This is a genomic window from Azospirillum lipoferum 4B (assembly GCF_000283655.1).
Taxonomy (GTDB): Bacteria; Pseudomonadota; Alphaproteobacteria; order Azospirillales; family Azospirillaceae; genus Azospirillum; species Azospirillum lipoferum_C.
In genome coordinates this window covers 1-25,579 of sequence record NC_016587.1, presented here as the reverse complement: position 1 = coordinate 25,579, position 25,579 = coordinate 1, and the positions used below count along the sequence as shown (strand labels likewise).

Here is a 25,579-nt window from a genome sequence, read left to right as displayed (position 1 = left end):
CTTATCCTTCCCCGCCAACTTGCCCGTGGGCGGCGGCGGTGCGGGCCTGGAGGTCGCGCAGGGCGGCGAGCGCGCCGGCGTCCGGGATTTCGGTGGTCTTCAGGTCGGGCGAGATCTTCAGGTCCCAGCCGGTGGCCGCCTTCACCTGCTCCACCGTCACGCCGGGGTGGATGCTGGTCAGGGTCAGTTCCTTGGTCACCGGGTCGGGGGTGAGGATGCCGAGATCGGTGATGACCGCGGTCGGGCCGGCGCCGGGGATGCCGGCCTTGGCCCGTGCGTCCCCGCCGTCGAGATAGCCCGCCGAGGTGACGAAGGGCAGCTTGGCGACGAAGGCCTTCGGGCTCTGCTTCAGCACGATGAACACCTCCTTGGCCTGGGAGGCGATCTCCGGCGCGCCGCCGGCACCGGGCAGCCGCACCTTCGGCGCGTCATAGGGACCGATGACGGTGGTGTTGATGTTGGCGAAGCGGTCGACCTGGGCGGCGCCGAGGAAGCCGACATCGATCCGCCCGCCCTGCAGCCAGTAGCGGAAGATCTCCGGCGTGCCGACCACGGTGTCGGCGGTCAGCGCAAGGTCGCCGTCGCCGATCGACAGCGGCAGCACGGTCGGCTTGGCGCCGATGGGGCCGGATTCATAGATCAGCACCACGTCCGGCGCATGGGTCAGCCGGGCGAGGTTGGCGGCGGTCGAGGGCAGGCCGATGCCGACGAAGCAGACGGTGCCGTTCTGCAGCAGGCGGCTGGCCGCCACCGTCATGATCTCGGTCGCGGTGAAATCGAGGGTTTCGCCAGTGGTCTCAGGGCTGCTCATCACGCAACCTCCTTCATGCTTTCGGCCAGCACGCGGCGGAAGCCGGCGAAATCGTCGGTGTCCAGGACATGGCGCTGCATCCAGGCCTGGAAGGTCTCGCGCGAGCGGGCAATGGGGTCCCAGGCCTTGTAGAAGCGGTTGTCGCGCTCCGAATAGCCCTGCGCATAGGACGGATAGGCGCCGCCGGGGACGTGACAGACGGCGGAGAGCGCCCAGGCCGGCAGGACGCAGGCGTTCGGCGGCGCTTCCAGATCGTCGACGATCTCCTCCACGGTGACGATGGAGCGCTTGGCCGCCAGCACCGCCTCCTTCTGGACGCCGAGGATGCCCCAGAGCAGGACATTGCCGCGGCGGTCGGCCTTCTGGGCGTGGATCACCGTCACGTCGGGGCGGACGGAGGGGATGGCGGCCAGCTTCTCGCCCGTAAAGGGGCATTCGACGAAGCGGATGTTGGGATTGACCTTCGGCAGGTCGGAGCCGGTGTAGCCGCGCAGCAGGGCGAAGGGCAGGTTGGAGGCGCCGGCGACATAGGCGTTGGCCATGCCGGCATGGCTGTGCTCCTCGGTCTCCAGCCGGTGGGGCCAGCCCTGCTCGACCGCGTCGCGGAAGCGGTGGAGGGAGCCGACGCCGGGATTGCCGCCCCAGGAGAAGATCAGCTTTCTCGCGCAGCCCATGCCGATCATCTGGTCATAGATCAGGTCGGGCGTCATGCGGACCAGAGTCAGGTCGCGCCGGCCCTGCCGGATGATCTCATGCCCGGCGGCATGGGGGATCAGGTGGGTGAAACCTTCCAGTGCGACCGTGTCGCCGTCTTGCACGAGGCTCGCCACCGCGTCGCGCAGGGGCGTGATCTTCGCCATATGACCCTCCCGTGTGTGCGAAAATCGCACGAATGTTCGTCTTTCAGCACAGAGTGGCGACGCTGTTCGCTCCGTGTCAAGGGCGAAAAAGCTAGTGCAAGTTCGTTAATCGCCCATATTGCGGTGCAATATCAGGAATACGCGAAAATCATTCCCAGATTTGCGCTATAAATCTCAGCTTTTCAGGGGCTTGTGGTGACACTGGAGTTTGTGCGATTATAGAACGTATCATCAAATATCGCACTTGACGGTTCGGGCATCCCTCAGTACGGTGTACCAAACAGTCAACGACCGGGACAAAGCGTCCGGCACCGGCATATGGTCACATGTGGGAGGGACAATGACGAGGACTCTGCGCAACGCGCTGCTGGGTGCGGCGTTCGGTCTGGCGCTGGCGGCCGGTCCGGCCGGCGCCGCCACCATCAAGGTCGGCGTCATCGCTCCCTTCTCCGGGCCGTTCGCGATGTTCGGCAAGACCTTCAAGGAAGGCATCGCCCAATACCAGGCCGAACATGGCAAGACGGTCGGTGCCGATACGGTGGAGTTCGTCTTCCGCGACCTGGAGCAGACCAACCCGGCCCAGGCCAAGGCGCTGGCGCAGGAGCTGATCGTCAAGGAGCGGGTGTCCTTCCTGGCCGGCTTCGCCTTCACGCCCGACGCCATGGCGGTCGCCCCGCTGATCGACGAGGCGAACATCCCGGCCGTGGTGTTCAACGCCGCCACCTCCGCCATCACCGAGAAGTCGCCGCGCTTCGTCCGCACCTCCTTCACCCTGTGGCAGAACACGGTTCCGCTGGCCGAGCATATGGCCAAGCAGGGCATCAAGACCGCGGTGACCGCGGTCAGCGACTACGGTCCCGGCCTGGACGGCGAGGCGGCCTTCAAGGCGACCTTCGAGAAGAATGGCGGCAAGGTGGCCGACACCATCCGCATGCCGCTGAAGTCGAACGACTTCGCGCCCTTCATGCAGCGGATCAAGGACACCGGCGCCGAGGCGGTCTATGCCTTCCTGCCCGCCGGCCCGACCACGCTGGCCTTCGCCAAGGCCTTCGCCGACAACGGGCTGAAGGAAAAGGGCGTCAAGCTGTTCGGGCCCGGCGACATCACGCAGGAGCCCGACCTGCCGGCGCTGGGCGACGCGGTGCTGGGCATGACCACCAGCTTCCATTACAGCCGCGCCCACGACTCGGCGGTGAACAAGGCGTTCCTCGCCAAGCACAAGGAGCTGTTCGGCAACGACGACAACGCCACCTTCACCACGGTCGGCGCCTATGACGGCACCCACCTGATCTATCAGATGATCAAGAACGGCGGCGGCAAGATCGACGGCGCCAAGGCGGTGGAGTCGGTGAAGGGGCTGAGCTGGGAAAGCCCGCGCGGGCCGGTGACCATCGATCCGAACAGCCGCCACATCACCCAGACCATCTATCTGCGCACGGTCGAGAAGGTCGGGAACCGGCTGGAGAATGTCGAGAAGGCGGCGTTCGAGAAACAGCCGGACTATGGGTACAAGCTGGCGAAGTAAGGGGGTATCCCGCAATCCGTCCCTCTTCCCGGCCGGGAAGCGGGACGGCGGAGAGACGGCATGGAAAGCATCTTCGGAATCGCGGTCGACGGGGTCGCCTATGGGATGATCCTCTTCATCATCTCCGTCGGGCTGTCGGTGACGCTGGGGCTGATGCGGGTGGTCAATCTGGCGCATGGCGCCTTCGCCATGGTCGGCGGCTATGTCGCGTCCTATGCGGCGCAGGGCGCCGGGCTGCCCTATGGGGCGGCGCTGGCGGTGGCGGTGGCGCTGACGGTGCTGGCGACGCTGCCGCTGGAACGGCTGCTGTACCGCCGCATCTACGGCTCCGCCAACGAGCTGGCGCAGGTGCTGCTGACCATCGGCCTGACCTTCGTCATCGTCGCCGGCATGAACTACCTGTTCGGCCCGACGCTGAAGCGGATCCCGCTGCCGGAGCTGCTGACCGGCACGGTGGAGCTGGGGCCGAAGGCGATCCCGACCCACCGTGCCTTCGTCATCGCCGCCGGGGCCGCGACCCTGCTGGGGCTGTGGTGGCTGCTGGAGCGCACCGATTTCGGCATCCGGCTGCGCGCGGCGGTCGATGACCCGGCCATGGCGGCGGCGCTGGGCATCCGCACCGAGCGGCTCTATCTGGCGACCTTCGCGCTCGGCACCGGGCTGGCGGCGCTGGGCGGCGTGCTGGGGGCGGAGCTTCTGCCGCTGGAACCCTATTACGCCATCCGCTACATCGTGCTGTTCCTGGCGGTGGTGGCGGTCGGCGGGGCGGGCAGCATCTTCGGCTCGGCCGCGGCGGCGCTGGCACTGGGGATCGTCGACACCGCCGGCAAATACCTGATCCCGAATTTCGGCGAGTTCTTCTTCTACGCCGCGCTGATCCTGATCCTGTTCCGCTGGCCCCACGGCTTCTTCAAAGGGAGGACGGCATGACGAGCGTCGCGGAACCTGACGGAAAGGCCGGCGCCATGACCCGACGCCTGCCGCTGGCGGCCCGCCGCGAGCTGGACTGGATCGGCATCCCGCTGATCGCCGCGGTCGGGCTGGCCGCCTATTGGCTGCTGCCGGACGATCTGGCGCTGCTGACCCGCATCGCCGCCTCGGCCCTGTTCGTGCTGTCCCTCGACCTCGTGCTCGGCTATGGCGGGATCGCCACGCTGGGGCAGGCGGCGATGTTCGGCACCGGCGCCTATGCCGCCGGCATCCTCGCGGTCAACTGGAACAACGACCCCTTCGCCATGCTGGCGGTCGGCGGGCTGGCCGGCGGTCTGATCGCGCTGGCGACCGGCGCCCTGATCCTGCATGCCCGCGGGCTGACCCTGCTGATGCTGACCATCGCCGTGGCGCAAATCGTTCAGGAGGTCGCCAACAAGGCGCGCGACTGGACCGGCGGCAGCGACGGCCTGTCGGGCATCGACCCGGCGCCGGTGCTGGGGATGTTCCGCTTCGACATGTTCGGCCACACCTCCTACCTGTTCGCGCTGGCGGTTCTGGTGGTCGGGCTGGCGGTGGCGCGGCGGATCGTGCGCTCGCCCTTCGGGCTGGCCTGCCGCGGGGTGAAGGAGGACCCGCTGCGGATCTCCGCCATCGGCGGTTCGCCGAAATCCTATCTGGTGGCGCTCTATGCGGTGGCCGGCGTCTTCGCCGGGGTGGCGGGCGCCCTGACCGCGGTGACCAGCGGCATCGTCGGGCTGGACAGCACCGGCTTCTCCTGGTCGGCGGAGGCGCTGGTCATGCTGGTGCTGGGCGGCACCGGGCGGCTCTATGGCGCGGTGATCGGCACGGCGGCCTTCATGGGCGTCCACCACATCCTGGCCGCCAACGACCCCTATCACTGGATGGCCTTCATCGGCCTGTTCCTGATCGGCATCGTCCTGTTCCTGCCCGGCGGCATCGTGTCGGTGGCGGAACGGCTGGGCGGGCTGCGGCGCGGAAAGGAGGGCGGCGCATGACGACGCTGCTGGAGGTGGAGGGGCTGTCCAAGAATTTCGGTGGCCTCCAGGTGTCGTCCGACATCTCCATGACGCTGAAGGCGGGTGACCGCTGCGCCCTGATCGGGCCGAACGGGGCGGGGAAGACCACCTTCGTCAACCTCGTCACCGGGGTGATTCCGCCCAGCGCCGGCACCATCCGGCTGGACGGCCGCGACGTGACCAGGCTGTCGGCGGCGGAGCGGGTGCGGCTGGGGCTGATCCGCAGCTTCCAGGTGGCGCGGCTGTTCAAGTCGATGACGGTGCGCGAGCATCTGGAGCTGGCGGTCCTGCAGCGCGACCGCCGCACCTTCCGCCTGTTCGCCAATGTCGCCAAGGTGGCCGGTCTGGCCGACGAGGTGGCGGATCTGCTGGGCACCATGGGGCTGACCCATGTGGCGCACACGGCGGTCGGCTCGCTGGCTTATGGGCAGCAGCGGCTGCTGGAGATCGCGCTGGCGCTTGCCATGAAGCCGAAGGTGCTGATCCTCGACGAGCCGGCGGCCGGCGTGCCCCATTCGGAAAGCCAGCGCATCCTCGACGCCATCGACCGGCTGCCCAAGGATCTGGCGGTGCTGATGATCGAGCACGACATGGACCTCGTCTTCCGCTTCGCCAGTTCGATCGTTGTGCTGGCGCAGGGGCGGCTGCTGTGCACCGGCACCGCCAAGGAGATCGTCGCCGACCCGCGCGTGCGCGAAGTCTATCTGGGGAGCCGGACCAATGCCCACTGAAGCGGTCGGAAGCCTGGAGGTCGCGGATCTGCGCGCCGGCTACGGCAAGACGCTGATCCTCGACGGCATCTCCTTCAGCGTGCCGGCCGGCGGGCGGCTGGCCCTGCTCGGCCGCAACGGGGTGGGTAAGACGACGACGCTGGCGACGCTGGTCGGCCAGACCACCCGCCATGGCGGCACCATCCGGCTGGACGGGGTGGAGCTCGGCGGGATGAGCAGCTCGGCGCGGGCGGCGGCAGGGCTGGGCTATGTCCCGCAGACGCGCGACATCTTCAAGTCGCTGACGGTGGAGGAGAATCTCGTCACCGGGCTGAAGGGCCGTCCGCGCTCGGCGTTGGAGGAGGCGTATGAGCTGTTCCCGCGGCTGGCCGAGCGGCGGCGCAACGGCGGCGGCGAGCTGTCGGGCGGCGAGCAGCAGATGCTGTCGGTCGCCCGCGCGCTGCTCGGCAAGCCGACGGTGCTTCTGCTGGACGAACCGCTGGAGGGGCTGGCCCCGGTGATCTGCGACATGCTGATGGCGGCGCTGTCGAAGCTCGACATGACCATCCTGCTGGTGGAGCAGCAGGTCGACCGCGCGCTGGAGTTCGCCGACCGCGTGGTCTTCCTCGACCGCGGCCGGGTGGTGCATGCCGGGCCGGCGGCGCAGGCGAAGGCGGATGCGGCGCTGCTGGAACGCCATCTGGGCGTGGCGCTGGCGGCGTAAAAAATACCCTCTCCCGTCCCGGGAGAGGGAGGGACCCGCCGCAGGCGGGAGGGTGAGGGGTGATCCGAGCATCCCGAACCGCATGGCTCCTTGTCTAACCCCTCACCCTTCCCATGCTCCGCATGGGCCCCTTCCCTCTCCCGGGGCGGGAGAGGGAGTATTCATGTCGGCGCTCCTACCTGAACGGCGGCGCGTACAGCAGCCCGCCCTGGGTCCAGGGCTTGTTCAGGCCGCGGTCCATGCCGTAGGGGATTCCCAGGTTGCGCTCGAAGATCTCGCCGTAGTTCCCGACCTGCGCCAGCACCTGCAGGGCCCAGTCGTCGGGCAGGCCCAGGTTGCGGGCGGCGGTGCCGGCATGGCCCAGCATGCGGTGCAGTTCGGAATCGTCGGGGATGCGGCCCGCCTGCACGTCGGCGGAGGTGACGCCCCTGGCGTCGGCCAGCACGATGGCGTGGAGGACCCAGCGGGCGATGTCGTACCAGTTGCGGTCGCCGCGCGCGATATAGGGGGTCAGCGGCTCGCGCGAGATCACGTCCGGGTAGATGTGGATGCCCATCCCCGCCTTGCGGTAGCCGGCGAGCGAGGTGACCAGCACCGTGCGGTCGGTGGTCAGCAGGTCGCATTCATGGGCGAGGAAGGCCTGCAGCGCCTCGTCCAGCGTCTGGAAGGTCCGCATCGTCCAGGGCAGGTCGGACTTGCGGATATGGTCCTCCAGGTTGCGGACCGTGGTGGTCGCCGTCTTGACGCAGACGGTGCGCGCGCCCAGCCGGTCGAGCGGCGGCGGCGTTCCGTCGCCGTGGATGGCGAAGCCCTGGCCGTCATGCAGCAGCGGCATCAGGAACTCGATGTCGTGGGACAGGTCGCGGCTGAAGGTCCAGGTCGTGGTGGTCAGCGCGATGTCGACCTCGTGTTTCTCCACCGCCGAGAATTCCTGTGGCTTCTCCGGCAGGCGGACGACGCGGATCGCCTGGGCGTTTCCGAGAGTCGCCGCGGCGAAGACGCGGCAGACGTCGACGAGGAAACCGTCCAGGTGCCCCTGCGGGTCGGAAAAGGAAATCCCGCTGACCCCGCTGCGCAGCCCGCAGATCAGGAAGCCGCGGCCGTGGATGCGCTCCAGCGTTTCGCCGTCGTCGGCGAAAACCGGTGAGGCCGCCAGCAGCGCCAGCAGCATCCCGGCAGCGAAACGCCGGAGGGTCCCGACCAGCCTCATCGTGACATCCATCTCCCGAACCGTCCGGCGCCCATCCGCACAGCGTCCGGCACCGGGCGGGCCGCGGTCAGGCCGCCTGCTGGGCGCGCAGCGTGCCGAGCAGACTATGCAGCGAAGCGGCTTCCTCGGCCAGCGTGTTCGCCGTCAGGGTCAGCGAGCCGGCGATGTCGCCGGTCCTTGCGGCCTGGGCGCTGACCCCGTCGATCAGTGCCGCCACCTCGCCGGTGTTGCCGGCGATCACGCCGACCCGGTTGCGGATGTCGGTGGAGGATTGGGTCTGGCGCGCCACCGCCTCGCCGATCAGATCCTGCACCTCGTTGATGCGCTCGACCGAGCCGGAGATGCGGGCGAAGGTGCCGACGGTGTTCTGGATGCTGCCGTTGATGGCGCTGACCGAACTGGCGATCTGCACGGTGGCGTTGGCGGTCTCCTCCGCCAGCTTCTTCACCTCCGCCGCCACCACGGCGAAGCCGCGGCCCGCCACGCCGGCCGCCGCCGCCTCGATGGTGGCGTTCAGCGCCAGCAGCTTGGTCTGGTGGGCGATGCCGGTGATGACGTCGACGATGCGGCGGATCTGCTCGGTGTTCTCGCCCAGTTGGCCGACCACCTCGCGGGCGGCGGTCAGCTCGCCCAGCGTGGCGCCGACCACCCCCGCGGCTTCAGTCGCGAGGCTGGAGACGCTGCCGATGGTGTCCATCAGCACCTCGGCGCTGTCGTTGCAGGTGGTGGCGTTGCGGGTGCTCTCGGCGACGAAGTTGCCGGCGCTGACCGTGCTGTCGATGGTGCCGGCCGACTGCTGGCGCAGCGCGTCGGCCAACTCGCGCAGCTGGCCCGACTGGGTGGCGACGCCCGACGCCACCTGATGCACATCCTCCATCAACTGGCGGGCGAGCGCAGCCGAGCGCATCTGGTCGGTCACGTCGGTCCAGGACAGCGTCTTGCCCAGCACATTGCCCTGGTCGTCGAACACGGTGTCGACATGGGCCTCCACCGTGGTCTCGCCGACCGTCAGGGTGCGGCGCGGGATCGGCGGGCGGGTGGGGTCGGTGCAGTCGGCGGTGAAGTCAGGACCCTGGGCCAGCAGGTCGGGGCCGGTCGGGTCGATGCCGTGCGCCTCGCAGAAGGCGCGGGCTGCCGGATTGACGAATCCCACCTGTCCTTCTCCATTCGGGCCATCGGTGCGCAGCAGGGCGGTCGGCACCGGGCTGCTGTCGACCATCCGCTTCATCAGCAGAACCTGTTCGACGCTGCCGCGCAGATGGCGCAGCGCCGCCGCCATCACCGCCAGCTCGTCGCGGCCGGTGCGGGGGATTTCGATGGAAAGGTCGCCGGCGGCGATCTGCTCCATGGCGCGGGCGAATTTGCGCAGGGTGGCGAAGACGGCGACGCGCAGAAGCAGGGTGGCGGCGATGGCGACGGCCAGCGCGAAGGCCGCAACCATCTTGAGGGCGTCGTTGCGGAGTTCCTCGGTGGCGTCGACGAATTCGGCGACGTCGCGCGAGATTTCCGCCGTCGCCCAGGGCAGCCCGCCGTCGCCGCCGAGCGCCACCGTGGTGCTGGACAGCTGCGCATGGTCCGAGGGCGCGCTGCCCTTGGATTCGAAAAGCACGCCGCCCTTGGCGTCGGTGAAGCGGATGTCGGCATCCAGCACGGCGCCGAGGCTGGACAGGGCCGGCAGCGGATCGGTCACCACCTCCAGGAAGCCCAGCACGCGGAAACCGCCGATGGGCACGATCATGCTGTAGAGCGGCCGGCCCTGGCCGTCGCGCCACAGCAGGCTGGCCGGGCGGCGCTTGTCGGCGAGGTCGCGCGACTTCAGCGCCTCGAACAGCGGGGCGACGGTGGCGACGCTGTCCTGCTCCCCGCCGGTCGCGGCGATGCGCGCCATGTCGGCGTCATAGACGGCGACCGAGACCAGCCGGACCTCGCGGTCGACCACGACGGGGCGGGCGTTGATGTTCTTCAGCGCCAGCATCGTCTTGGCCGGGTCCTTCTGGTTGATGCTGTCGACCAGGAAGGAGTCGCGGCTCCATTCGTTGGCGTGGCCCTGGAGCCATTCGGTGTAGTTCTTGCGGATGCGGTCGTTGGCCAGCACCCGCAGGGTCGCCGCGGCACTGCTGTTGAAGGTGGTCAGCGCGAAGTCGGTGTAGCGTTGCGACACCCAGGCCTGGCTGGCGATCAGCGCCGCCACCAGAACGCCCACCACCGACACCATGGCGCGGCGCAGGGTCCAGAAGCGGTGGCGCGTGCCGCCGTCGTCCGTGATTCCGCCCGCCGTCTTCGAGATTGCCGTCATGCCCAAACCCCCCGCCGCCACAGACCGGTTTCACGGATTGCTACGCGCACATCGTCGCAGGGCCCTTTGAACGGTTTAGCGTCCATTTGTGAACAGCTCGTGTCTTTTCGTTTGCATTTGAGACAAGCAGGACTATCGCAGACAAAGGAAAGGGCGGATTTTCTGACTGGTCGGCCGTCCAGGACTTTCCTATGGAGGAATGATGCAAGACGAAAAGCAACCGGATGTGGCGGATTGACTTCGGAAAAGGCCGATTGCCTGCGTCGATGCATAAAAAATGGGCCACGGAAGCCGGCGAAAAATTTTCGCGATTTCCGTGGCCCAGGTTGCCGAGCGCGTGGCCGCCGCGAGACTGAAGCGACGGGGGAGTTTGCTCGGGGTTCGGTGTATGGCCCTCTCCCGCCTCGGGAGAGGGAGGGGACCCGCGCCGGAGGCGCGGGGAGGGTGAGGGGCTATCCGGACATGGATTTTTGATCCTTGTCTTATCCCTCACCCTTCCCAAGCTCCGCTTGGGCCCCTTCCCTCTCCCGGGACGGGAGAGGGAGTTTTCACCCGTCCTGGGTGACGTCGCCGGCGAACAGGTAGCCCGTGCCGTGGACGGTCACGATCAGCCGGGGGTCGGCGGCGTCGGTCTCGATCAGGCGGCGCAGGCGGCGGACCAGGCTGTCGATGGTGCGGTCGGTCGCGTCCGTCTTCCGCCGGGTCGTCGCCGTCAGAAGATAGTCGCGGTTCATCACCCGGCCGGGGTTGCAGACGAAGGTCGACAGCAGTTCGAACTCCGCCCCCGTCAGCCGCACCGGCCGGCCCTGCGGGTCGGTCAGGCGCATGCGGTCCAGCCACAGGGTCCAGCCGGCGAAGCAGCGCCGGCGGTCGTCGCGCTGATCGCCCGGCGCCTTCAGCCGGCGCAGCAGGTTCCGCAACCGTGCCAGGATCTCGCGCGGTTCGAAGGGCTTCGCGATGTAGTCGTCGGCCCCCATCTCCAGCCCGATGATGCGGTCCAGCTTCTCCGCCCGGCTGCTGACCAGGATGATGCCGATCTCCGACACCGCGCGAAGCTCGCGGGTCAGGGTCAGCCCGTCCTGGCGCGGCAGCCGGATGTCGAGCAGCACGACGTCCACCGCGGCGGTCGCCAGCAGGTCCTTCAGCTCCTCCGCACTTCGGGCCAGCAGGACGTCGAAGCCCTCGTCCGTCAGGTAGGACTTCAGCGTCTCGCGCGTCACCGCGTCGTCGTCGGTGATGGCAATGGTCGCCGGCATGGCCCTCTCGTCCGCCTTCCGCACCCCGCCTTACCGGCGGGTCCGCCTCGATGTTCGCCTCAATGTTCCAGGATCTGGCCCAGGAACTGGCGGGTGCGCTCGCTTTTCGGGTTCTCGAAGAATTGCGCCGGCGACCCGCTCTCGACGATCGAGCCTTCGGCCATGAAGACAATAGAGTCGGCGACCTGCCGGGCGAAACCCATTTCGTGGGTGACGCAGACCATGGTCATGCCCTCGCCCGCCAGCTCGGTCATGACGTCCAGCACCTCCTTGACCATCTCGGGGTCGAGGGCCGAGGTCGGCTCGTCGAACAGCATGATCTCCGGCCGCATGCAGAGCGCGCGGGCGATGGCGACGCGCTGCTGCTGGCCGCCCGACAGCTGGCCGGGGAACTTGTGCGCCTGATCGGGGATGCGCACCCGCTTCAGGTACATCATGGCGATCTCCTCGATCTCGGACTTCGCCATGCCGCGGACCCAGATGGGGGCCAGCGTCAGGTTCTGCAGCACGGTCAGGTGCGGGAACAGGTTGAAGTTCTGGAACACCATGCCGACCTTGCGGCGGATCTTCTCCACCGCCTTGACGTCGTCGGTCAGCTCGATGCCGTCGACGACGATGTGGCCGGTCTGGTGCGCCTCGAGCCGGTTTATGCAGCGGATCATCGTCGACTTGCCCGACCCGGACGGGCCGCAGACGACGACCTTCTCGCCCTTGCCGATCGACAGGCTGACGTCGCGGAGCGCGTGGTAGCTGTTGTACCACTTGCCGACCTTGCGGAGTTCGATGATGGCGTTTTCGGTCATTGCTCGGTCTCCAGAGCCGGTCAGCGGCTGGTGTAACGGTTGGCCAGACGCTCCAGCCACTGGCTGTAGCGCGACATGCTGAAGCAGAAGATCCAGAACATCAGCCCGGCGAAGATATAGACCTCGGCGAAATAGGGGCGCCATTCGGGGTCGGTCGTCGCCACGGTGGCGGCGGTCAGCAGGTCGTACAGGCCGACGATGGTGACCAGCGAGGTGTCCTTGAAGGCACTGATGAACTGGTTGACGATGGGCGGGATGACGATGCGCAGGGCCTGCGGCAGGACGATCAGCATCGTCTTCTGCCAGTAGCTGAGGCCGAGCGCATCGGCCGCCTCGTACTGGCCCCTGGGGATCGCCTGCAACCCGCCGCGCACGGCCTCGGCCAGATAGGCGGCGGTGAACAGGGTCATGCCGGCCAGCGCGCGCAGCAGCTTGTCCACCGTGACGCCTTCCGGCAGGAACAGCGGGAACATCACCGAGGCCATGAACAGCACGCTGATCAGCGGCACGCCGCGCATCAGCTCGATGAAGCCGACGCAGAAGCTGCGGATCGCCGGCAGCGACGACTGGCGGCCCAGAGCCAGCAGGATCGACAGCGGGAAGGCCAGCGCGATGGAGAAGACCGACAGCATCAGCGTGATCGGCAGGCCGCCCCAGCGGTCGTTCGGCACATAGCTGAGGCCGGCGACGCCGCCCCACATCAGCACGCCCATGCCGACCAGCGTCAGCGCCCAGGCGCCGGCCAGCCAGGGCCGCCAGAAGGCGCGCACGCCGCTGGCGCCCAGCATCGCCACGAACAGGGCGCAGGCCAGGAAGGGGCGCCACTGCTCGTCATAGGGGTAGGTGCCGAAGAAGATCAGCCGGTGCTTGACCGCGATCACCGACCAGCAGGCGCCGGCCGCCTCGCGGCAGGCCTCCGAGCCGGTGGCGGACCAGCTGGCGTTCAGCACAAGCCAGCTCGCCATCGGCGGAACCACCAGCCACAGCAGGCCGAGGCAGGCCAGCGTCAGGACCGTGTTCAGCGGCGTGTTGAACAGGTTGTCCTTGGCCCAGCCGAAGGGCTTGAGCGCCGTCATGCCGTTGGCCTGCGGCGGGGCGGAGGCCTGGCTCGGCTCCTCCTCGTAGGAGGCGGCCCAGCGGGCGGGGGGGACGGGACCGGTGGGGATGGCGGCCCGGTCGGCCGGGGAGTGCGTGCTCATCGGGTCCCTCATCGCGTCACCAGGGCCACACGGCGGTTGTACCAGTTCATGAAGGCGGAGATGCTGAGGCTGATGACGAGGTAGACGAGCATCATCATCGCCACCGCCTCCACCACCTGACCGGTCTGGTTGGCCGATGTGTTGGAGACGCTGACCAGATCCGGATAGCCGATGGCGACGGCCAGCGAGCTGTTCTTGGTCAGGTTCAGATATTGGCTGGTCAGCGGCGGCACGATGACGCGCAGCGCCTGCGGCAGGATGATCAGGCGCAGGATCTTGCCCGGCGACAGCCCCAGCGCCAGGCCGGCCTCGGTCTGGCCGTGCGGCACGGCGAGGATGCCGGAGCGCACGATCTCGGCGATGAAGCCGGCGGTGTAGACCGACAGGCCGATCAGCAGCGCGGTGAATTCCGGGGTGACCGATCCGCCGCCCTCGAAGTTGAAGCCGGCCAGGACCGGCACGTCGAAGGCCAGCGGCGCGCCGGTGGCGACGAACGCCGCGGCCGGCGGCAGCAGCACCGCTGCGATGGCGGCCGGCAGGGTGGGGAAGGGCTTGCCGGTCGTCTCGCGGTGGCGGCGGCCGTGGCGGACGATGGCGACGGCGGCGGCGATGCCGGCCAGCAGAGCCAGCAGGACCCAGCCATGGCCGGCATGCTCCACCAGGACCGGGAACTTCATGCCGCGGTTGCTGAGGAAGATGCCCGGCAGGATTTCCAGCGCCTCGCGCGGGCTGGGGAGCCGGTTCATGATGGTGTACCAGACCACCAGCTGCAGCAGCAGCGGCACGTTGCGGACCGTCTCGACATACAGGGCGGCGAAGCGGTTCACCATCCAGTTGGAGGAGAGCCGCCCGATGCCGATCAGCACGCCCAGCACGGTCGCCAGCACGACGCCGGTGGCCGACACCGACAGCGTGTTCAGCAGGCCGACGACCAGCGCCTTCAGATAGGTGTCGGAGGCGGAATAGGACAGCAGGCTCTCGCCGATCTCGAAACCGGCCTCGCGCTGCAGGAAGCCGAGCCCGGTGGCGACGCCGCGGGTGGCGAGGTTGGTCAGCGTGTTGGAAACGAGATACCAGGCGACGGCGAGGGTGCAGGCCAGGAACAGCGCCTGATACAGCCACCCCCGCACGCGCGCGGAGTTCAGCGCCTGGACCGGGTTTGTCATGGTGTTGCTCCGTGCGGGAGATGACTACCCTCTCCCGTCCCGGGAGAGGGAGGGACCCGCCGAAGGCGGGAGGGTGAGGGGTGATCCAGACATGGATTATCGATCCTTGCCTGACCCCTCACCCTTCCCATGCTCCGCATGGGCCCCTTCCCTCTCCCGGGGCGGGAGAGGGATGACTCGCTTACTTCATCGGCGGGGCGTACATCAGGCCGCCTTCGGTGTAGAGGGCGTTCTGGCCGCGCGGCATCTTCAGCTTGGAGCCGGCGCCGACGTTGCGCTCATAGCTCTGGGCGTAGTTGCCGACCTGCTTGATGATGTTGAAGGCCCAGTTCTCCTCGACGCCCAGCGCCTTGCCGTTGCCGGCGGTCACGCCCAGCAGGCGCTTCACGTCGGGATCGGGAGAGGTCAAGGCGGCGTCGACGGTCTGCGACGTGATGCCCTTCTCCTCGGCCTGGACCATGGCGTAGAAGGCCCAGGTGACCAGATTCATCCATTCCTCGTCGCCCTGGCGGACGGCCGGGGACAGCGGCTCCTTGGAGATCAGCTCGGGCAGGATGACGTAGTCGTTGGGGTTCGGCACCTCGGCGGCGCGGATGGCGGCCAGCTGCGAGGCGTCGGAGGTCAGGGCGTCGCAGCGGCCGGCGAAGAAGGCCTTGTTCAGCTCCTCGTTCTTCTCGATGACGACCGGCTTGAAGGTCATCTTGTTGGCGCGGAAGTAATCCGACACGTTCTGCTCGGTCGTGGTGCCGGGCAGGACGCAGACGGTGGCGCCGTTCAGCTGCTTGGCGCTCTTCAGCCCCAGCTTGGACGACACCATGAAGCCCTGGCCGTCATAGTAATTGGTCGGCGTGAAGTTCAGGCCGTTGGCGGTGTCGCGGGTCAGGGTGCGGGTGGTGTTGCGGGCGAGGATGTCGATCTCGCCGGACTGCAGGGCCGGCAGGCGCTGCTGCGCCGACAGCGGGGTGTACTTCACCTTTTCGGCATCGCCGAACATGGCGGCGGCGACGGCGCGGCACATGTCGACGTCCAGGCCCGTCCACTTGCCCTTGTCGTCCGGCGACGAGAAGCCGTAGAGGCCCAGGTTGACACCGCACTGGACGTAGCCCTTCTGCTTCACGCCGTCGAAGGTGGCGCCGGCCTGGGCGGTGCCGGACAGGGCGAGAGCGGAGACGGACAGGGTGGCCGCGATGGCGAACGCGCCCAGACGGGACTTCACGGGACGGGTCTTCACGGGGCGGGGCTCCTTCAGCCTAGGTCGTTCGGAGATCGTTCGGAGATCGTTCGGGGGGCGCCGGGTCGGGGCATGTCCCCGGCCGCCGCGCATCCCGACAATCGCTCAGTGGATTGAACAAAGTGCCCCGCGGACTTGAACGGGCGTGGCAGAGTTGTGAACAGCTTTGGACAAATCACCTCTTCTGCGGCGAAGCCGGCGGTTGCGCTTCGCCCGATACCGGTCAAGGGCGGCGCCGTCGGGAATTTTCGGGCGACATCGGCAGACTGCCCATACACGCGCCGGCTGCCGGTGCTATGCTGGCGCCGGTATTGCGTGAACGGGATGTCGATGGGTTCGGAGTGGACGGTCTGGCAGCGGGTGGCGCGTTTTTCGCTGCTTCGGCGCGGTCCCGCCCTGCGCTATGGCGCGGGGCTGTCGACCTTTGTCATCGCCCTGCTGCTGCGCTGGAGCGTCGACGGCATCCTTCCGTCCGGCTTCCCCTATCTCACCTTCTTTCCCGCGGTGATCCTGACCACCTTCGTCGTCGGGCTGGGGCCGGGGGTGGCGACGGCGGTGCTCTCCGGGCTGGCCGCCTGGTACTTCTTCATTCCGCCCTACGAAACCTTCACGCTGAACGCGTCCAGCGGGCTGGCGCTGACCTTCTATGCGGTGATCGTCGCGGTGGACATCGCGCTGATCCACGGCATGCAGGTGACGCTGGCGCGCCTGCACGAGGAGCGTGCCCGCACCGCCTCCCTGCTGGCGGCGCAGACCACCATGTTCCACGAGCTTCAGCACCGGGTCGCCAACAACATGCAGTTCGTCTCGTCGGTCCTCGACCTGCAGAGGCGGTCGGTCGGCCGGTCGCCGGAAGGGGCGATGGCGGCGCTGGAGGAGGCGGGGCGGCGGCTGGACACCATGGCGCGGGTGCACCGGCGCCTGCACGATCCGCGGTCGGGCGACGATTTCGGCCGCCACGTCGAAGGGCTGTGCCGGGACATGCTGGAGGCCGCCGGCAAACCCGACGTCACCTGCCGCGTCTCGGTCGGGGCGGCGCCGCAGTCGCCCGAACGGCTGCTGGCCCTGGCCCTGCTGATCGTGGAGGCACTGACCAACGCCCTGAAGCACGCCTTCGTCGGCCGCGAGGGCGGCATCGTCGCCATCGACCTGCATGCCGTGCCGGACCATCCCGGCCATCTGCACCTGCGGGTGACCGACGACGGCGTCGGTTTGCCGGAAGGGGTCGATGTCCTGCGCCTGCCGAGCCTGGGCTGGAAGATCATCCAGAGCCTGGCCGCCCAGCTGTCCGGCGAGCTGAGCTATGGCCCCGCCGACGGCGCCGGCACGCGGATCGACCTGCGCTTTCCCGCCTGAGCCCCGGCGGGGAGCCCGCGTGCAAGGACACGGACATGCCACGGCTTTTCCATCGCCAAGACATGAACTATCTGTGATCCTGCCGGTTGCAGCGGGAACCGGCCGGCAACAGGGGCCGGTGACAGGGGGAGGGAAGTTCATGGCGACGCTGAAGGAATTCGAGGACGCGCTGAAGGCGGCGGGCAACACGGCGGCGCTGGAGATCCTGGAATCCCTGAGGGCGCGCGACCGCAGCCAACGCTCCATCCGCCCGGCCCGGCGCCTGACCGGACGCAAGATGACGCCGGAACTGGCCGCCGAGATCCTGCATCTGCACGAAACCACCAACATGACCCAGCAGGAGATCGCCTTCCAGCTGGGCGTCAACCAGGGTCGGGTGAACGAGGTCATCAAGCGCCGCAAATGGCTGACCGAGGATGCCGCCGCACCGGAAGCCCAAGCCCGCGACATGGGCAAGCAACGCGCGAAGGACGGCGTCGGCGTCGCGCCGCGCCGGCCGCCGCGCAAGAAGAAAGCAGCGCAGCCGGAGGCGGAGGCCGTGCCGGAAGCCGCGCCTGAAGTGGCGCCGGTGGCCGCACCGCCTGCGGAACCGGTGGCGGAGGAGGTGGCGGAAGTGGAGCCGGAGGTGGTGCCGGAGGCTGCCGCCGCACCGGAGCCTGAGCCCGCTCCGCCGCAGGAGGCGCCGGAACCGGCGGCGGAACTCCCCATGCCGATGGCCGCACCGGAACTGCCGGTGGAGCAGCCCGCCAAGGCCGAGGACAAGCCGAAACGGAAGTCCGCCCCCCGCAAGCAGGGCAAGGCCACGAAAGCGCCGGAGATGCCGCTGTTCAAGGATCTGCTTTAGGCATGAATGCCCTTTCCCGCCCCGGGAGAGGGAGGAGACCCACGAAGTGGGGAGGGTGAGAGGGATGCACCGCGTGCCTTTGCGGGACTCCTCGCCACGCATCCCCCTCACCCTAACCCTCTCCCCGGGGGGAGAGGGGATTGTCCCCCACCCGCCCGAGCCATGCCCGCCGCTCATCTCGCATCTGCGGAATTGGCGGCCTGCGGCGGATTGCCTCAGCATGGGTGAGGCAAATATCCTGACCTTGTCCCGGTCGTTTTCCGTCCCCTGACCGCCGGGTTCCCGAATCCCTTCATCGAGCGGCGACAGCGGAGAAACGACCATGGCTTCTGGCGGCCATCACGGCGACATGCGTGCCGAGGCACGGGTGGCCTCGGCCCATCCCGGGCTGGTGCTTCTGGCGCTCGCCATGGGCGGTTTCGCCATCGGAACGACCGAGTTCGCGACGATGAGCCTGCTGCCCTATTTCGCCCGCGGCCTCGGCATCGACGAGCCGACCGCCGGGCACGTCATCAGCGCCTATGCGCTGGGCGTGGTGGTGGGCGCGCCGGTGATCGCGGTGCTGGCGGCACGGCTGTCGCGCCGGACGCTGCTGATCGGGCTGATGGCGGTCTTCGCCGCCGCCAATGTGGCCAGCGCCTTTTCGCCCTCCTATGGCTGGATGCTGGTCTTCCGATTCATGAGCGGCCTGCCGCACGGCGCCTATTTCGGCGTGGCCGCCCTGGTCGCGGCGTCGCTGGTGCCGCCGCAGCGCCGGGCGCAGGCGGTGGCGCGCACCATGCTGGGGCTGACGGTGGCGACCATCGTCGGTGTGCCGATGGCGAACTGGATCGGCCAGGCGCTGGGCTGGCGTTGGGGCTTTGGCGTCGTCGGGCTGCTGGCCCTGCTGACCGTGCTGCTGGTCTGGATTTACGCGCCCAAGGACCGCCCGCATCCGAATGCCAGCCCGCTGCGTGAGCTGGGTGCGCTGAAGCGGCGGCAGGTCTGGCTGACGCTGGGCATCGGCGCCATCGGCTTCGGCGGCATGTTCGCCGTCTATACCTATGTCGCCTCGACGCTGATGGAGGTGACGCAGGTGTCGCCCTCGGCGGTGCCGGTGGTGCTGGCGGTGTTCGGCGCCGGCATGACCGTCGGCACGCTGGTCAGCGCCTGGGCGGCCGACCGCGCCCTGATGCCGACAGTCGCCTTCCTCCTGCTGTGGAGCGCCGGCTCGCTGGCGCTCTATCCCTTCGCCGCCGGCAATGTCTGGCTGGTGTCGGTCGTGGTGTTCATGATCGGCTGCGGCGGCGGGCTGGGCACGCCCTTGCAGGCCCGGCTGATGGATGTGGCGGAGGACGCGCAGACGCTGGCCGCCGCGCTGAACCACAGCGCCTTCAACGCCGCCAACGCACTCGGCCCCTGGCTGGGCGGCATGGCGATCGCCGCCGGCTGGGGCTGGACCTCCACCGCCTGGGTCGGTTCGGCGCTGGCGCTGGGCGGTCTGGCGGTGTGGGCGGTGGCGATGCTGGACGACCGTGCCAGCCGTGCCGCCGACGCCCGGCTGGCCGAGGCCTGCGCCGGCGACTGAGCGGTCGACGTTCCGACCCTGGCCCCCCGACCCTAAGCAGGTTTTCCGAACTCCGCCCACGAATGGGCGGGCTCGGAAAACCTGCAAAACCATAGAGTCCGCAGGTTTCTCCAGGCCGGGCCTGTGGCCCGATCTGGAGAAACCTGCTTAGCGTCCCGACACGTCCCAGGCGATCCGTGCCGGATGTTCGCCGAGGTCGAGGGAGCCGATTACGATCTCCCCCCGGCCGGACAGTGGCACCACGTCGCCCATCTTCAGCAGGCGCTGTTCGCCGGTCTGCCGCACCAGCCGGGTGCCGTTGCGGCTGAGATCCTCCAGCGTGAAGGCGCCGTCGCGCAGCCGCACCACCGCATGGCGGCGCGAGGCGGAGGCATGGTCCAGCACGATGCCGCATTCGGCGGCGCGGCCGATGACGACGTCGCCGCCGAAATCGGGCAGGGCGACCGTGCGGCCCTGGAAGCTCAGCGTCAGGCGCAGCGCCGCCGCCGCCGGCGCCTGCATGTCGACCGTCATCACCTCCGCCGTCGAAGACGCGAAGCGCATCCCCGTCACGACGCCGCTGCCGGTCACCGATATCCTCTGGTCGTCGGGGATGGCTGCGATCTTTGCGATCAGCCCGTCGGCCAGGGCGCGGGGAATGCCGGCGGCCCGCAGCCGGCGGCCCAGACCTTCGCGCACCTCCTGGAGGGAGGCGCCGGGGGCGGCGAGCTCGGCGGCCGATTTAATCCGGTTGAACTCGTCGGCGACACGCTGGATGACGGTGCTGATCTTGCGGTGGCCATAGGCGCTGGTGCCGAGATCCAGCAGATAGCCCAGCCGCCCGGCCGCCGTGCCGAAGCGCCCGGTCAGCCTTGTCATCGTTTCCTCGAAAGGCAGGTCGCTGCCGCCGGTCGCCCACACCGTCTTGCCGCGGCGGGTCAGCGATTCCGCCATGGCCGGACCGCCCATGAAGCCGTCGAAGGCGATCATCCCGTCGACGATGGCGCCGAAGGCGCGGGCGTCGCTGGCCGCTCCGGTGCGGGTCAGCGGCGTCAGCCCGTCCAGCCCGCCGCGGATGCGGTTGAGCAGCGCCTCCCGCGTGCGGGGAAAGCCGGTCGTCGGTCCCTCGGACCCGAGCACATTCGACAGCGCCAGCAGCGGTTCGGTATGGGGCAGGCGGTCGTCCAGGTCGCCGCGCAGGGTGGCCAGCAGCGCCAGGATGGCCGATCCCAGGTCGGGCGCGTAGCCGATCAGCGCGCGGATCGGCTCCCGCCCGTCGACGATCTCCGCCGTGAACTCGTCGACCAGCCGGCTGTTCTCGCCGTCGCCCTCCTGGTGCAGGCGCAGCACCGCGGACAGCTTGGCCCCCCATTCGCGGTGCGGTTCCAGCAGCGTGCCGAAGGCGTGGGTGACGATGCGGTCGCGCTCCTCCACCGGGCGGTCGACGGCGGCGAGCAGCAGCCCGGATATGCCGCCGCGCATCAGCGCCTGATCGAAGGGCGCCAGCGTGTCGGACGCCTGGGCGAGTTCCTTCAGCCCGGCGAACAGGCGGGCGATCTGGTCGTAGCGTTCATGCGGCTTCAGCCCGAGCATCGGCGCCTGGATGGCGGCGAGCCGGCTGAGCGCCGGGTTGAACAGCAGCGCCTCCCGCTCGAAATAGCGCAACGGATAGTAGCGATGAAGCTGCTCCGCCGGAATGACGCCCTGGTCGTCCCAATAACCGCGCAGCAGCCGCAGCAGGGTCATCCGGCTGTCGAAGGAGAAGACCTGCTGCACGCTTGTGCAGAGGCTGGCCTCCTCGATCGGCGAGATGGTGGTCAGCTTGGTTCCGCCGGAGGAGGATTTCTGGAAGATCGTCTCTTCCCGACCGGTGCCGGTGACCTTCACCACCCGCACCACCGGGAACTTGGCAAGGCGCAGCAGGAAGTTGGCGCGTTCCGTCGCCGACTTCTCGTCATCGAAGACGCCGTCGATGTTCGGTTTGCCGCCCTGTTCGACCACCACCTCGAAGCGCGCCTCGCGCCGCTTGGACATTGCCATACCGCCCCCCTTTGGCCTGCCCCTGTCGGACTGCTGCCCGGCTACGTCCCTGTTCGCGATTTCCAGCGATTTTTCCCTAAAATACTTTATGAAAGCCTGTATCAGAAGCGGAAAGACCCGACCCGTGACCGTCCTTCCCGATTTGAGGCGCCGCCTGCCCGCGATGCCGCTCGGCCGCCGTCCGTTCCTCGGCCTGCTCGGTATCCTCGCTCTGCCCGCAGTGGCGCGGCCTTCATATTCTGCAACCGGAAATCTAGAAGGGGAGGGGCCGGAAGGCACCGCGGTCGGCTATATCCTGTTCGATCCCGACAGCGGCCGGGCGGTGGAGGCGCGGGCGGCCGACACCCCCTTCATCCCGGCATCGGTGGCGAAACTGCCGACCGCCTCGGCGGCGCTGGCCCTGCTGGGACCGGACCACCGATTCGCAACCCGGCTGTTGGGCGGTGGGCTATCCGGCGGCCAGCTGTCTGCCGGCAGGCTGTCAGCCGACGGGGTGCTGCGCGGCGACCTGATCCTGCAGGGCGGCGGCGACCCGGCGCTCGCGACGGAGGGGCTGCTGCAGCTGCTCGACCGGGCGCGTGCCGCCGGACTTCGCCGGGTGGAGGGGCGCTTCCTCTTCGATGCCTCGCTGCTGCCCGAACTGGCGGAGATCGATTCGGGCCAGCCCTGGGCCGCTCCCTACAACACGGGCGTCGGGGCGCTGTCGCTGAACTACAACCGCGCGCTGCTGAGTTGGGGCCGGGGCGGGCCGGAGGCGCTGACCGTCGCCGATGCCGGGCGGCTGCCGCTGGACAGCGTCACCGTCCTGCCGATGGCGGCGGGCGGCCGCTTTCCGCTGCTGCCGGATGGGGCGGATCGTTGGCGCATGACGGCGCCGGCAGCGGGGGCGACCGGGGCGACCGGGGCGGCCTGGGTGCCGGTGGCCCGGCCGGGACTGGCCGCCGCCACGCTGTTCCGCCGGTTGGCCGCCGAGGCCGGCATCGCCCTGCCGCCGCCCCTGCCGGGACGGGCGCCGGCCGCTGCGATGCCGTTTGCGACCCTGGACAGCTTGCCGCTGGCGGAGCTGGTCCGCGGGCTTCTGCGCCATTCCAACAACCTGTCGGCCGAGACCATCGGGCTGGCCGCCGCGCGGCGGCTGGATCCGGCCGTCGCGACGCTCGGGCGTTCCGCGGCGCTGCTGCAGGGCCTGTTGGCGCGGCAGCCGCTGGACGGGGAGGGGTGGAGCGGGTTGCGGCTGGCCAACCATTCGGGGCTGGGCACCGGGTCGCGCGCCACGCCGCGGCAGATGGCGGCGCTGCTGCGGGCCGGCGGGCCGGCGCTGTGGGACCTGCTGCCGGGGGAGGAGGAGGGAAAGGCGCTGCCCCCCGGCGTCCGGGCCAAGTCCGGGACCCTGGCCTATGTCAAGGGGTTGGCCGGGCTGCTGACGGCGGCCAGCGGCCGGCGGCTGGGCTTCGTCCTGTTCATCGCCGATGCCGGGCGCCGGGCGGCGATGGACGCGGCGCTGGATCGCCGGGTGACCGCCATCCCATCCGATGCACGCGTCTGGGCCGCGGACGCCCGTGCGTTGCAGAGCGGGATATTGGAGCGGTGGGTTTTAACCTATTGACTGACATAGGTCATAGGACGGAGTATGAAGCATATGGTAAAATGCAAATCAAAATTGATTGGCTGCAACCCGAACGATCGCCGCTTCGATTGATTGAGGGTCTCCACGCTCCATATCCGTCCGCATTCAGCAGCGAGGGTCCCCCGCCAGATGATGACAGACAGTCCCCGCACCTCGACCGCGCGCAGCGTCCTGCGCCGCAGGCTGGAACGGCAGGACGTCGCCGCCAACCGCTACCATGACCGGCGGCTGGGGGCGGAGATCGTCAACATCGTCGTCGGCGGCTGCGTCGTCACCGACGACCCGAACGTCGTCATCACCACCACGCTGGGTTCCTGCGTCGCCGCCTGCCTGTACGACCCGGTGGCGGAGATCGGCGGGATGAACCATTTCCTGCTGCCCGATGCCGGCACGGACACGCTGTCGCTGTCGTCCCGCTACGGCGCCACGGCGATGGAGCAACTGATCAACCGTCTGCTTGCCGTCACCGGCCGGCGCGACCGGCTGCGCGCCAAGCTGTTCGGCGGCGCCAACGTGAACCTGACCACGCTGCGCACCGCCAACATCGGCCAGCGCAACGTCGAGTTCGTGATGGAGTATCTGGCGACGGAAGGCATCCCCACCGTCAGCTGGGACGTCGGCGGCGCCAGCCCCCGCGCCGTGCGCTTCTTCCCCACCAGCGGGCGCAGCCAGCGCCGGCTGATCGGCGACGACACCCTGCACGACATCGCCCGCAACGAGTCGTCCTATATGGAACATCTGGGCCGGACGCGGATCGAAGGCGACGTCGAGCTGTTCTGATAGGCTCGACCGGCGGCGCCCCAATTCACGGCCCTCATCCGCGGGCCTCATCCATGGGCGCGCCGCCGACACCCGCCGTTCCTCCGCGGAGCCCGCCATGGTCGACACGCTGTTCCGGATCGCCACCTTCAACCTGGAAAACCTGGACGACGATGCCGACGAGCCGCCCTTCGAGGCGCGGATCGCCACCCTGCGCCCGCAGCTGGAGCGGCTGGAGGCCGACATCCTCTGCCTGCAGGAGGTCGATGCCCAGCACCCGGTGAAGAGCGAGCCGCGGAGCTTGCGCGCGCTCACCCGCCTTCTGGCGGGCACGCGCTATGCGGATTATCATATTACCGCGGGCGATGCCCCGTCGCCGGCCGACCGCCACAACCCGGTGATCGTCAGCCGCTGGCCGATCAGGGCGGCGCGGCTGCTGCGCCACCATCTGGTTCCGCCGGCCCGCGTGCGCCTCGCCACCGCCGACCCGGCCTCGGACAGGGAGACCGAAGTCGGCTGGGACCGGCCGGTGCTGCATGCCGAGGTGGAGATGCCGGACGGCCGCATCCTGCATGTCTTCGACCTGCATCTGCGCGCCCCCATCGCCGCCCCGGTGCCGGGGCAGAAGACCGGCGCCCAGAGCTGGAAGACGGCGGCCGGCTGGGCGGAGGGCTTCTATCTCGCCTCGATCAAGCGGACGGGGCAGGCGCTGGAGACGCGTCTGGCGGTCGACCGGCTGTTCGACGCCGATCCCGATGCGCTGATCGTGGTGGCCGGCGACTGCAACGCCGACCTGGAGCAGACCGCCGTCCGCATCATCCGCGCCGGCCCCGACTTCACCGGCAACCCGGAGCTGGCGAACCGCGTGCTGGAGCCGCTGGAGCAGGCGATCCCGGACGAGCGGCGCTACACCGTCCTGCACGCCGGCACGCCGGTGCTTCTCGACCATCTGATGGCCTCGCCGCGCCTGACCGAACGGCTGCGGGAGGTCGCCATCCACAACGAGGAGCTGACGGACGAGGTCGATCATGCCGACGAGCCCTCCCCCGTCAGCTATCACGCGCCGGTGGTGGCGAGTTTCGCGCTGTAGGGCTGGATTTGCCGGGGCAACTGGTGGAAAACAGCGTCTTCGGAATTTCTGCGGCGCTCGGGTCCGGTTGAGAGGGCCGGCGCCAATTGGGGAGACAGCATGTTCACTGCCGCCAGCTTCCGCGTCGGCGACCGCGTGACGATCTGCAGCGGCCAGTCCATTCCGCAATCCACCGCAACGGTGGAGCGCTATACCGAAGGCGGGCGCTGCATGGTGCTGTCCGACGGCAGCGAATGGCGCGCCGACGGGCGCCGCCAGTGGGGCTTCCGCGGCGGTTATTACAAGGGTCCGGTGGTCGAGCCCTTCGAGCCGGGCGACGACGAGTTCATCGCGCGGCGCCGCGCCATCGGCGCGCTGCGCAAGTTCGGCGATGGGCTGACGATGGAGTCGCCGCTGAGCACGGAGGCGTTGCAGCGGATTCTGGAGGTGGTGGATCGGGAGAAGGCGGCGGTGAAGAAGGGGTGAAGATGGATGCGGCTGACGCCGCGCCCCCTCCCCAACCCTCCCCCGCTATGCGGGAGAGGGGGTTAAGTACGAGGGTGGCGGAGTTCCCTCT

22 protein-coding genes are annotated in these 25,579 nt (G+C 69.0%); 12 read left to right on the top strand and 10 right to left on the bottom strand.

What is annotated here, in order from left to right:
• Position 1: 1 nt before the first annotated feature.
• Both AZOLI_RS24375 and AZOLI_RS24370 read right to left on the bottom strand, forming a co-directional pair.
• Entirely contained in the window at positions 2-811 is an 810-nt protein-coding gene (locus AZOLI_RS24375) for a CoA-transferase subunit beta (RefSeq protein ID WP_014189291.1), read from the bottom strand.
• The gene (locus tag AZOLI_RS24370; protein WP_014189290.1) at positions 811-1,671 is read right to left on the bottom strand and encodes a CoA transferase subunit A; all 861 of its coding nucleotides are present in this window, start codon (positions 1,669-1,671) and stop codon (positions 811-813) included. The genes AZOLI_RS24375 and AZOLI_RS24370 overlap by 1 nt, the downstream gene beginning before the upstream one ends.
• 340 nt (positions 1,672-2,011) lie before the next feature.
• On the opposite strand from AZOLI_RS24370, the gene AZOLI_RS24365 reads away from it, so the two are divergent.
• Genes AZOLI_RS24365 through AZOLI_RS24345 form a run of 5 tightly spaced genes read left to right on the top strand, consistent with a single transcriptional unit; the run spans position 2,012 to position 6,600 of the window.
• Complete coding sequence (locus AZOLI_RS24365) at positions 2,012-3,196, top strand: ABC transporter substrate-binding protein (RefSeq protein WP_014189289.1); 1,185 nt, start codon at positions 2,012-2,014, stop codon at positions 3,194-3,196.
• A gap of 60 nt (positions 3,197-3,256) precedes the next feature.
• Complete coding sequence (locus AZOLI_RS24360) at positions 3,257-4,126, top strand: branched-chain amino acid ABC transporter permease (RefSeq protein ID WP_014189288.1); 870 nt, start codon at positions 3,257-3,259, stop codon at positions 4,124-4,126.
• Positions 4,123-5,145: a branched-chain amino acid ABC transporter permease gene (locus AZOLI_RS24355; protein WP_014189287.1), complete on the top strand. Its 1,023-nt coding sequence runs from the start codon at positions 4,123-4,125 to the stop codon at positions 5,143-5,145. The genes AZOLI_RS24360 and AZOLI_RS24355 overlap by 4 nt, the downstream gene beginning before the upstream one ends.
• Entirely contained in the window at positions 5,142-5,897 is a 756-nt protein-coding gene (locus AZOLI_RS24350) for an ABC transporter ATP-binding protein (RefSeq protein WP_014189286.1), read from the top strand. Before AZOLI_RS24355 ends, AZOLI_RS24350 begins: the two co-directional genes overlap by 4 nt.
• Positions 5,887-6,600 (top strand): ABC transporter ATP-binding protein, encoded by a 714-nt coding sequence (locus tag AZOLI_RS24345; RefSeq protein ID WP_014189285.1) that lies wholly within the window; start codon positions 5,887-5,889, stop codon positions 6,598-6,600. The genes AZOLI_RS24350 and AZOLI_RS24345 overlap by 11 nt, the downstream gene beginning before the upstream one ends.
• A 175-nt stretch (positions 6,601-6,775) precedes the next feature.
• Here the strand turns inward: AZOLI_RS24345 and AZOLI_RS24340 are convergent, their stop codons facing one another.
• From AZOLI_RS24340 to AZOLI_RS24310, 7 genes are all read right to left on the bottom strand, one after another.
• On the bottom strand, positions 6,776-7,822 hold the full coding sequence (locus tag AZOLI_RS24340; RefSeq protein ID WP_244442660.1) for an amino acid ABC transporter substrate-binding protein: 1,047 nt from the start codon (positions 7,820-7,822) through the stop codon (positions 6,776-6,778).
• 55 nt (positions 7,823-7,877) lie between these two features.
• The gene (locus AZOLI_RS24335; RefSeq protein WP_014189283.1) at positions 7,878-10,106 is read right to left on the bottom strand and encodes a methyl-accepting chemotaxis protein; all 2,229 of its coding nucleotides are present in this window, start codon (positions 10,104-10,106) and stop codon (positions 7,878-7,880) included.
• A 548-nt stretch (positions 10,107-10,654) separates the two neighbouring features.
• Complete coding sequence (locus AZOLI_RS24330; RefSeq protein ID WP_014189282.1) at positions 10,655-11,362, bottom strand: response regulator; 708 nt, start codon at positions 11,360-11,362, stop codon at positions 10,655-10,657.
• 59 nt (positions 11,363-11,421) lie between these two features.
• Entirely contained in the window at positions 11,422-12,165 is a 744-nt protein-coding gene (locus tag AZOLI_RS24325) for an amino acid ABC transporter ATP-binding protein (RefSeq protein ID WP_014189281.1), read from the bottom strand.
• Between the two features lie 20 nt (positions 12,166-12,185).
• The gene (locus AZOLI_RS24320; protein ID WP_014189280.1) at positions 12,186-13,376 is read right to left on the bottom strand and encodes an amino acid ABC transporter permease; all 1,191 of its coding nucleotides are present in this window, start codon (positions 13,374-13,376) and stop codon (positions 12,186-12,188) included.
• Entirely contained in the window at positions 13,373-14,530 is a 1,158-nt protein-coding gene (locus tag AZOLI_RS24315; protein ID WP_014189279.1) for an amino acid ABC transporter permease, read from the bottom strand. The genes AZOLI_RS24320 and AZOLI_RS24315 overlap by 4 nt, the downstream gene beginning before the upstream one ends.
• Before the next feature lie 181 nt (positions 14,531-14,711).
• The gene (locus AZOLI_RS24310) at positions 14,712-15,761 is read right to left on the bottom strand and encodes an amino acid ABC transporter substrate-binding protein (RefSeq protein ID WP_014189278.1); all 1,050 of its coding nucleotides are present in this window, start codon (positions 15,759-15,761) and stop codon (positions 14,712-14,714) included.
• A 324-nt stretch (positions 15,762-16,085) separates the two neighbouring features.
• Between AZOLI_RS24310 and AZOLI_RS24305 the strand changes: the two genes are divergently transcribed.
• The 3 genes from AZOLI_RS24305 (at position 16,086) to AZOLI_RS24295 (ending at position 19,528) form a co-directional block, all read left to right on the top strand.
• Positions 16,086-17,117 carry a sensor histidine kinase gene (locus AZOLI_RS24305; protein ID WP_065814243.1) on the top strand — a complete coding sequence of 344 codons (1,032 nt, stop codon included), beginning with the start codon at positions 16,086-16,088 and terminating at the stop codon, positions 17,115-17,117.
• Positions 17,118-17,256: 139 nt separating this feature from the next.
• The gene (locus AZOLI_RS24300) at positions 17,257-17,961 is read left to right on the top strand and encodes a hypothetical protein (protein ID WP_014189275.1); all 705 of its coding nucleotides are present in this window, start codon (positions 17,257-17,259) and stop codon (positions 17,959-17,961) included.
• Positions 17,962-18,283: 322 nt separating this feature from the next.
• A complete protein-coding gene (locus tag AZOLI_RS24295) occupies positions 18,284-19,528 on the top strand; it encodes an MFS transporter (protein WP_014189273.1) in 1,245 nt (414 codons plus the stop codon).
• Between the two features lie 147 nt (positions 19,529-19,675).
• On the opposite strand, the gene AZOLI_RS24290 is transcribed toward AZOLI_RS24295, so the two are convergent.
• Entirely contained in the window at positions 19,676-21,547 is a 1,872-nt protein-coding gene (locus AZOLI_RS24290) for an FHA domain-containing protein (protein ID WP_014189272.1), read from the bottom strand.
• 124 nt (positions 21,548-21,671) lie between these two features.
• Here AZOLI_RS24290 and AZOLI_RS24285 point away from each other — a divergent pair, with 124 nt between their 5' ends.
• The 4 genes from AZOLI_RS24285 (at position 21,672) to AZOLI_RS24270 (ending at position 25,488) form a co-directional block, all read left to right on the top strand.
• The gene (locus tag AZOLI_RS24285; protein ID WP_014189271.1) at positions 21,672-23,153 is read left to right on the top strand and encodes a D-alanyl-D-alanine carboxypeptidase/D-alanyl-D-alanine-endopeptidase; all 1,482 of its coding nucleotides are present in this window, start codon (positions 21,672-21,674) and stop codon (positions 23,151-23,153) included.
• A gap of 150 nt (positions 23,154-23,303) precedes the next feature.
• Complete coding sequence (locus AZOLI_RS24280) at positions 23,304-23,954, top strand: chemotaxis protein (RefSeq protein WP_014189270.1); 651 nt, start codon at positions 23,304-23,306, stop codon at positions 23,952-23,954.
• A 97-nt stretch (positions 23,955-24,051) separates the two neighbouring features.
• Entirely contained in the window at positions 24,052-25,023 is a 972-nt protein-coding gene (locus AZOLI_RS24275; RefSeq protein ID WP_014189269.1) for an endonuclease/exonuclease/phosphatase family protein, read from the top strand.
• 99 nt (positions 25,024-25,122) lie between these two features.
• Positions 25,123-25,488 (top strand): hypothetical protein, encoded by a 366-nt coding sequence (locus AZOLI_RS24270; protein WP_014189268.1) that lies wholly within the window; start codon positions 25,123-25,125, stop codon positions 25,486-25,488.
• Positions 25,489-25,579: the final 91 nt, after the last annotated feature.

Excerpts from the sequence above, each read along its gene's own strand:
- AZOLI_RS24375 (WP_014189291.1), bottom strand. The coding sequence starts at position 811 with ATGAGCAGCCCTGAGACCACTGGCGAAACCCTCGATTTCACCGCGACC.
- AZOLI_RS24370 (WP_014189290.1), bottom strand. The coding sequence starts at position 1,671 with ATGGCGAAGATCACGCCCCTGCGCGACGCGGTGGCGAGCCTCGTGCAA.
- AZOLI_RS24365 (WP_014189289.1), top strand. The coding sequence starts at position 2,012 with ATGACGAGGACTCTGCGCAACGCGCTGCTGGGTGCGGCGTTCGGTCTG.
- AZOLI_RS24360 (WP_014189288.1), top strand. The coding sequence starts at position 3,257 with ATGGAAAGCATCTTCGGAATCGCGGTCGACGGGGTCGCCTATGGGATG.
- AZOLI_RS24355 (WP_014189287.1), top strand. The coding sequence starts at position 4,123 with ATGACGAGCGTCGCGGAACCTGACGGAAAGGCCGGCGCCATGACCCGA.
- AZOLI_RS24350 (WP_014189286.1), top strand. The coding sequence starts at position 5,142 with ATGACGACGCTGCTGGAGGTGGAGGGGCTGTCCAAGAATTTCGGTGGC.
- AZOLI_RS24345 (WP_014189285.1), top strand. The coding sequence starts at position 5,887 with ATGCCCACTGAAGCGGTCGGAAGCCTGGAGGTCGCGGATCTGCGCGCC.
- AZOLI_RS24340 (WP_244442660.1), bottom strand. The coding sequence starts at position 7,822 with ATGGATGTCACGATGAGGCTGGTCGGGACCCTCCGGCGTTTCGCTGCC.
- AZOLI_RS24335 (WP_014189283.1), bottom strand. The coding sequence starts at position 10,106 with ATGACGGCAATCTCGAAGACGGCGGGCGGAATCACGGACGACGGCGGC.
- AZOLI_RS24330 (WP_014189282.1), bottom strand. The coding sequence starts at position 11,362 with ATGCCGGCGACCATTGCCATCACCGACGACGACGCGGTGACGCGCGAG.
- AZOLI_RS24325 (WP_014189281.1), bottom strand. The coding sequence starts at position 12,165 with ATGACCGAAAACGCCATCATCGAACTCCGCAAGGTCGGCAAGTGGTAC.
- AZOLI_RS24320 (WP_014189280.1), bottom strand. The coding sequence starts at position 13,376 with ATGAGGGACCCGATGAGCACGCACTCCCCGGCCGACCGGGCCGCCATC.
- AZOLI_RS24315 (WP_014189279.1), bottom strand. The coding sequence starts at position 14,530 with ATGACAAACCCGGTCCAGGCGCTGAACTCCGCGCGCGTGCGGGGGTGG.
- AZOLI_RS24305 (WP_065814243.1), top strand. The coding sequence starts at position 16,086 with ATGTCGATGGGTTCGGAGTGGACGGTCTGGCAGCGGGTGGCGCGTTTT.
- AZOLI_RS24300 (WP_014189275.1), top strand. The coding sequence starts at position 17,257 with ATGGCGACGCTGAAGGAATTCGAGGACGCGCTGAAGGCGGCGGGCAAC.
- AZOLI_RS24295 (WP_014189273.1), top strand. The coding sequence starts at position 18,284 with ATGGCTTCTGGCGGCCATCACGGCGACATGCGTGCCGAGGCACGGGTG.
- AZOLI_RS24290 (WP_014189272.1), bottom strand. The coding sequence starts at position 21,547 with ATGGCAATGTCCAAGCGGCGCGAGGCGCGCTTCGAGGTGGTGGTCGAA.
- AZOLI_RS24280 (WP_014189270.1), top strand. The coding sequence starts at position 23,304 with ATGATGACAGACAGTCCCCGCACCTCGACCGCGCGCAGCGTCCTGCGC.
- AZOLI_RS24275 (WP_014189269.1), top strand. The coding sequence starts at position 24,052 with ATGGTCGACACGCTGTTCCGGATCGCCACCTTCAACCTGGAAAACCTG.
- AZOLI_RS24270 (WP_014189268.1), top strand. The coding sequence starts at position 25,123 with ATGTTCACTGCCGCCAGCTTCCGCGTCGGCGACCGCGTGACGATCTGC.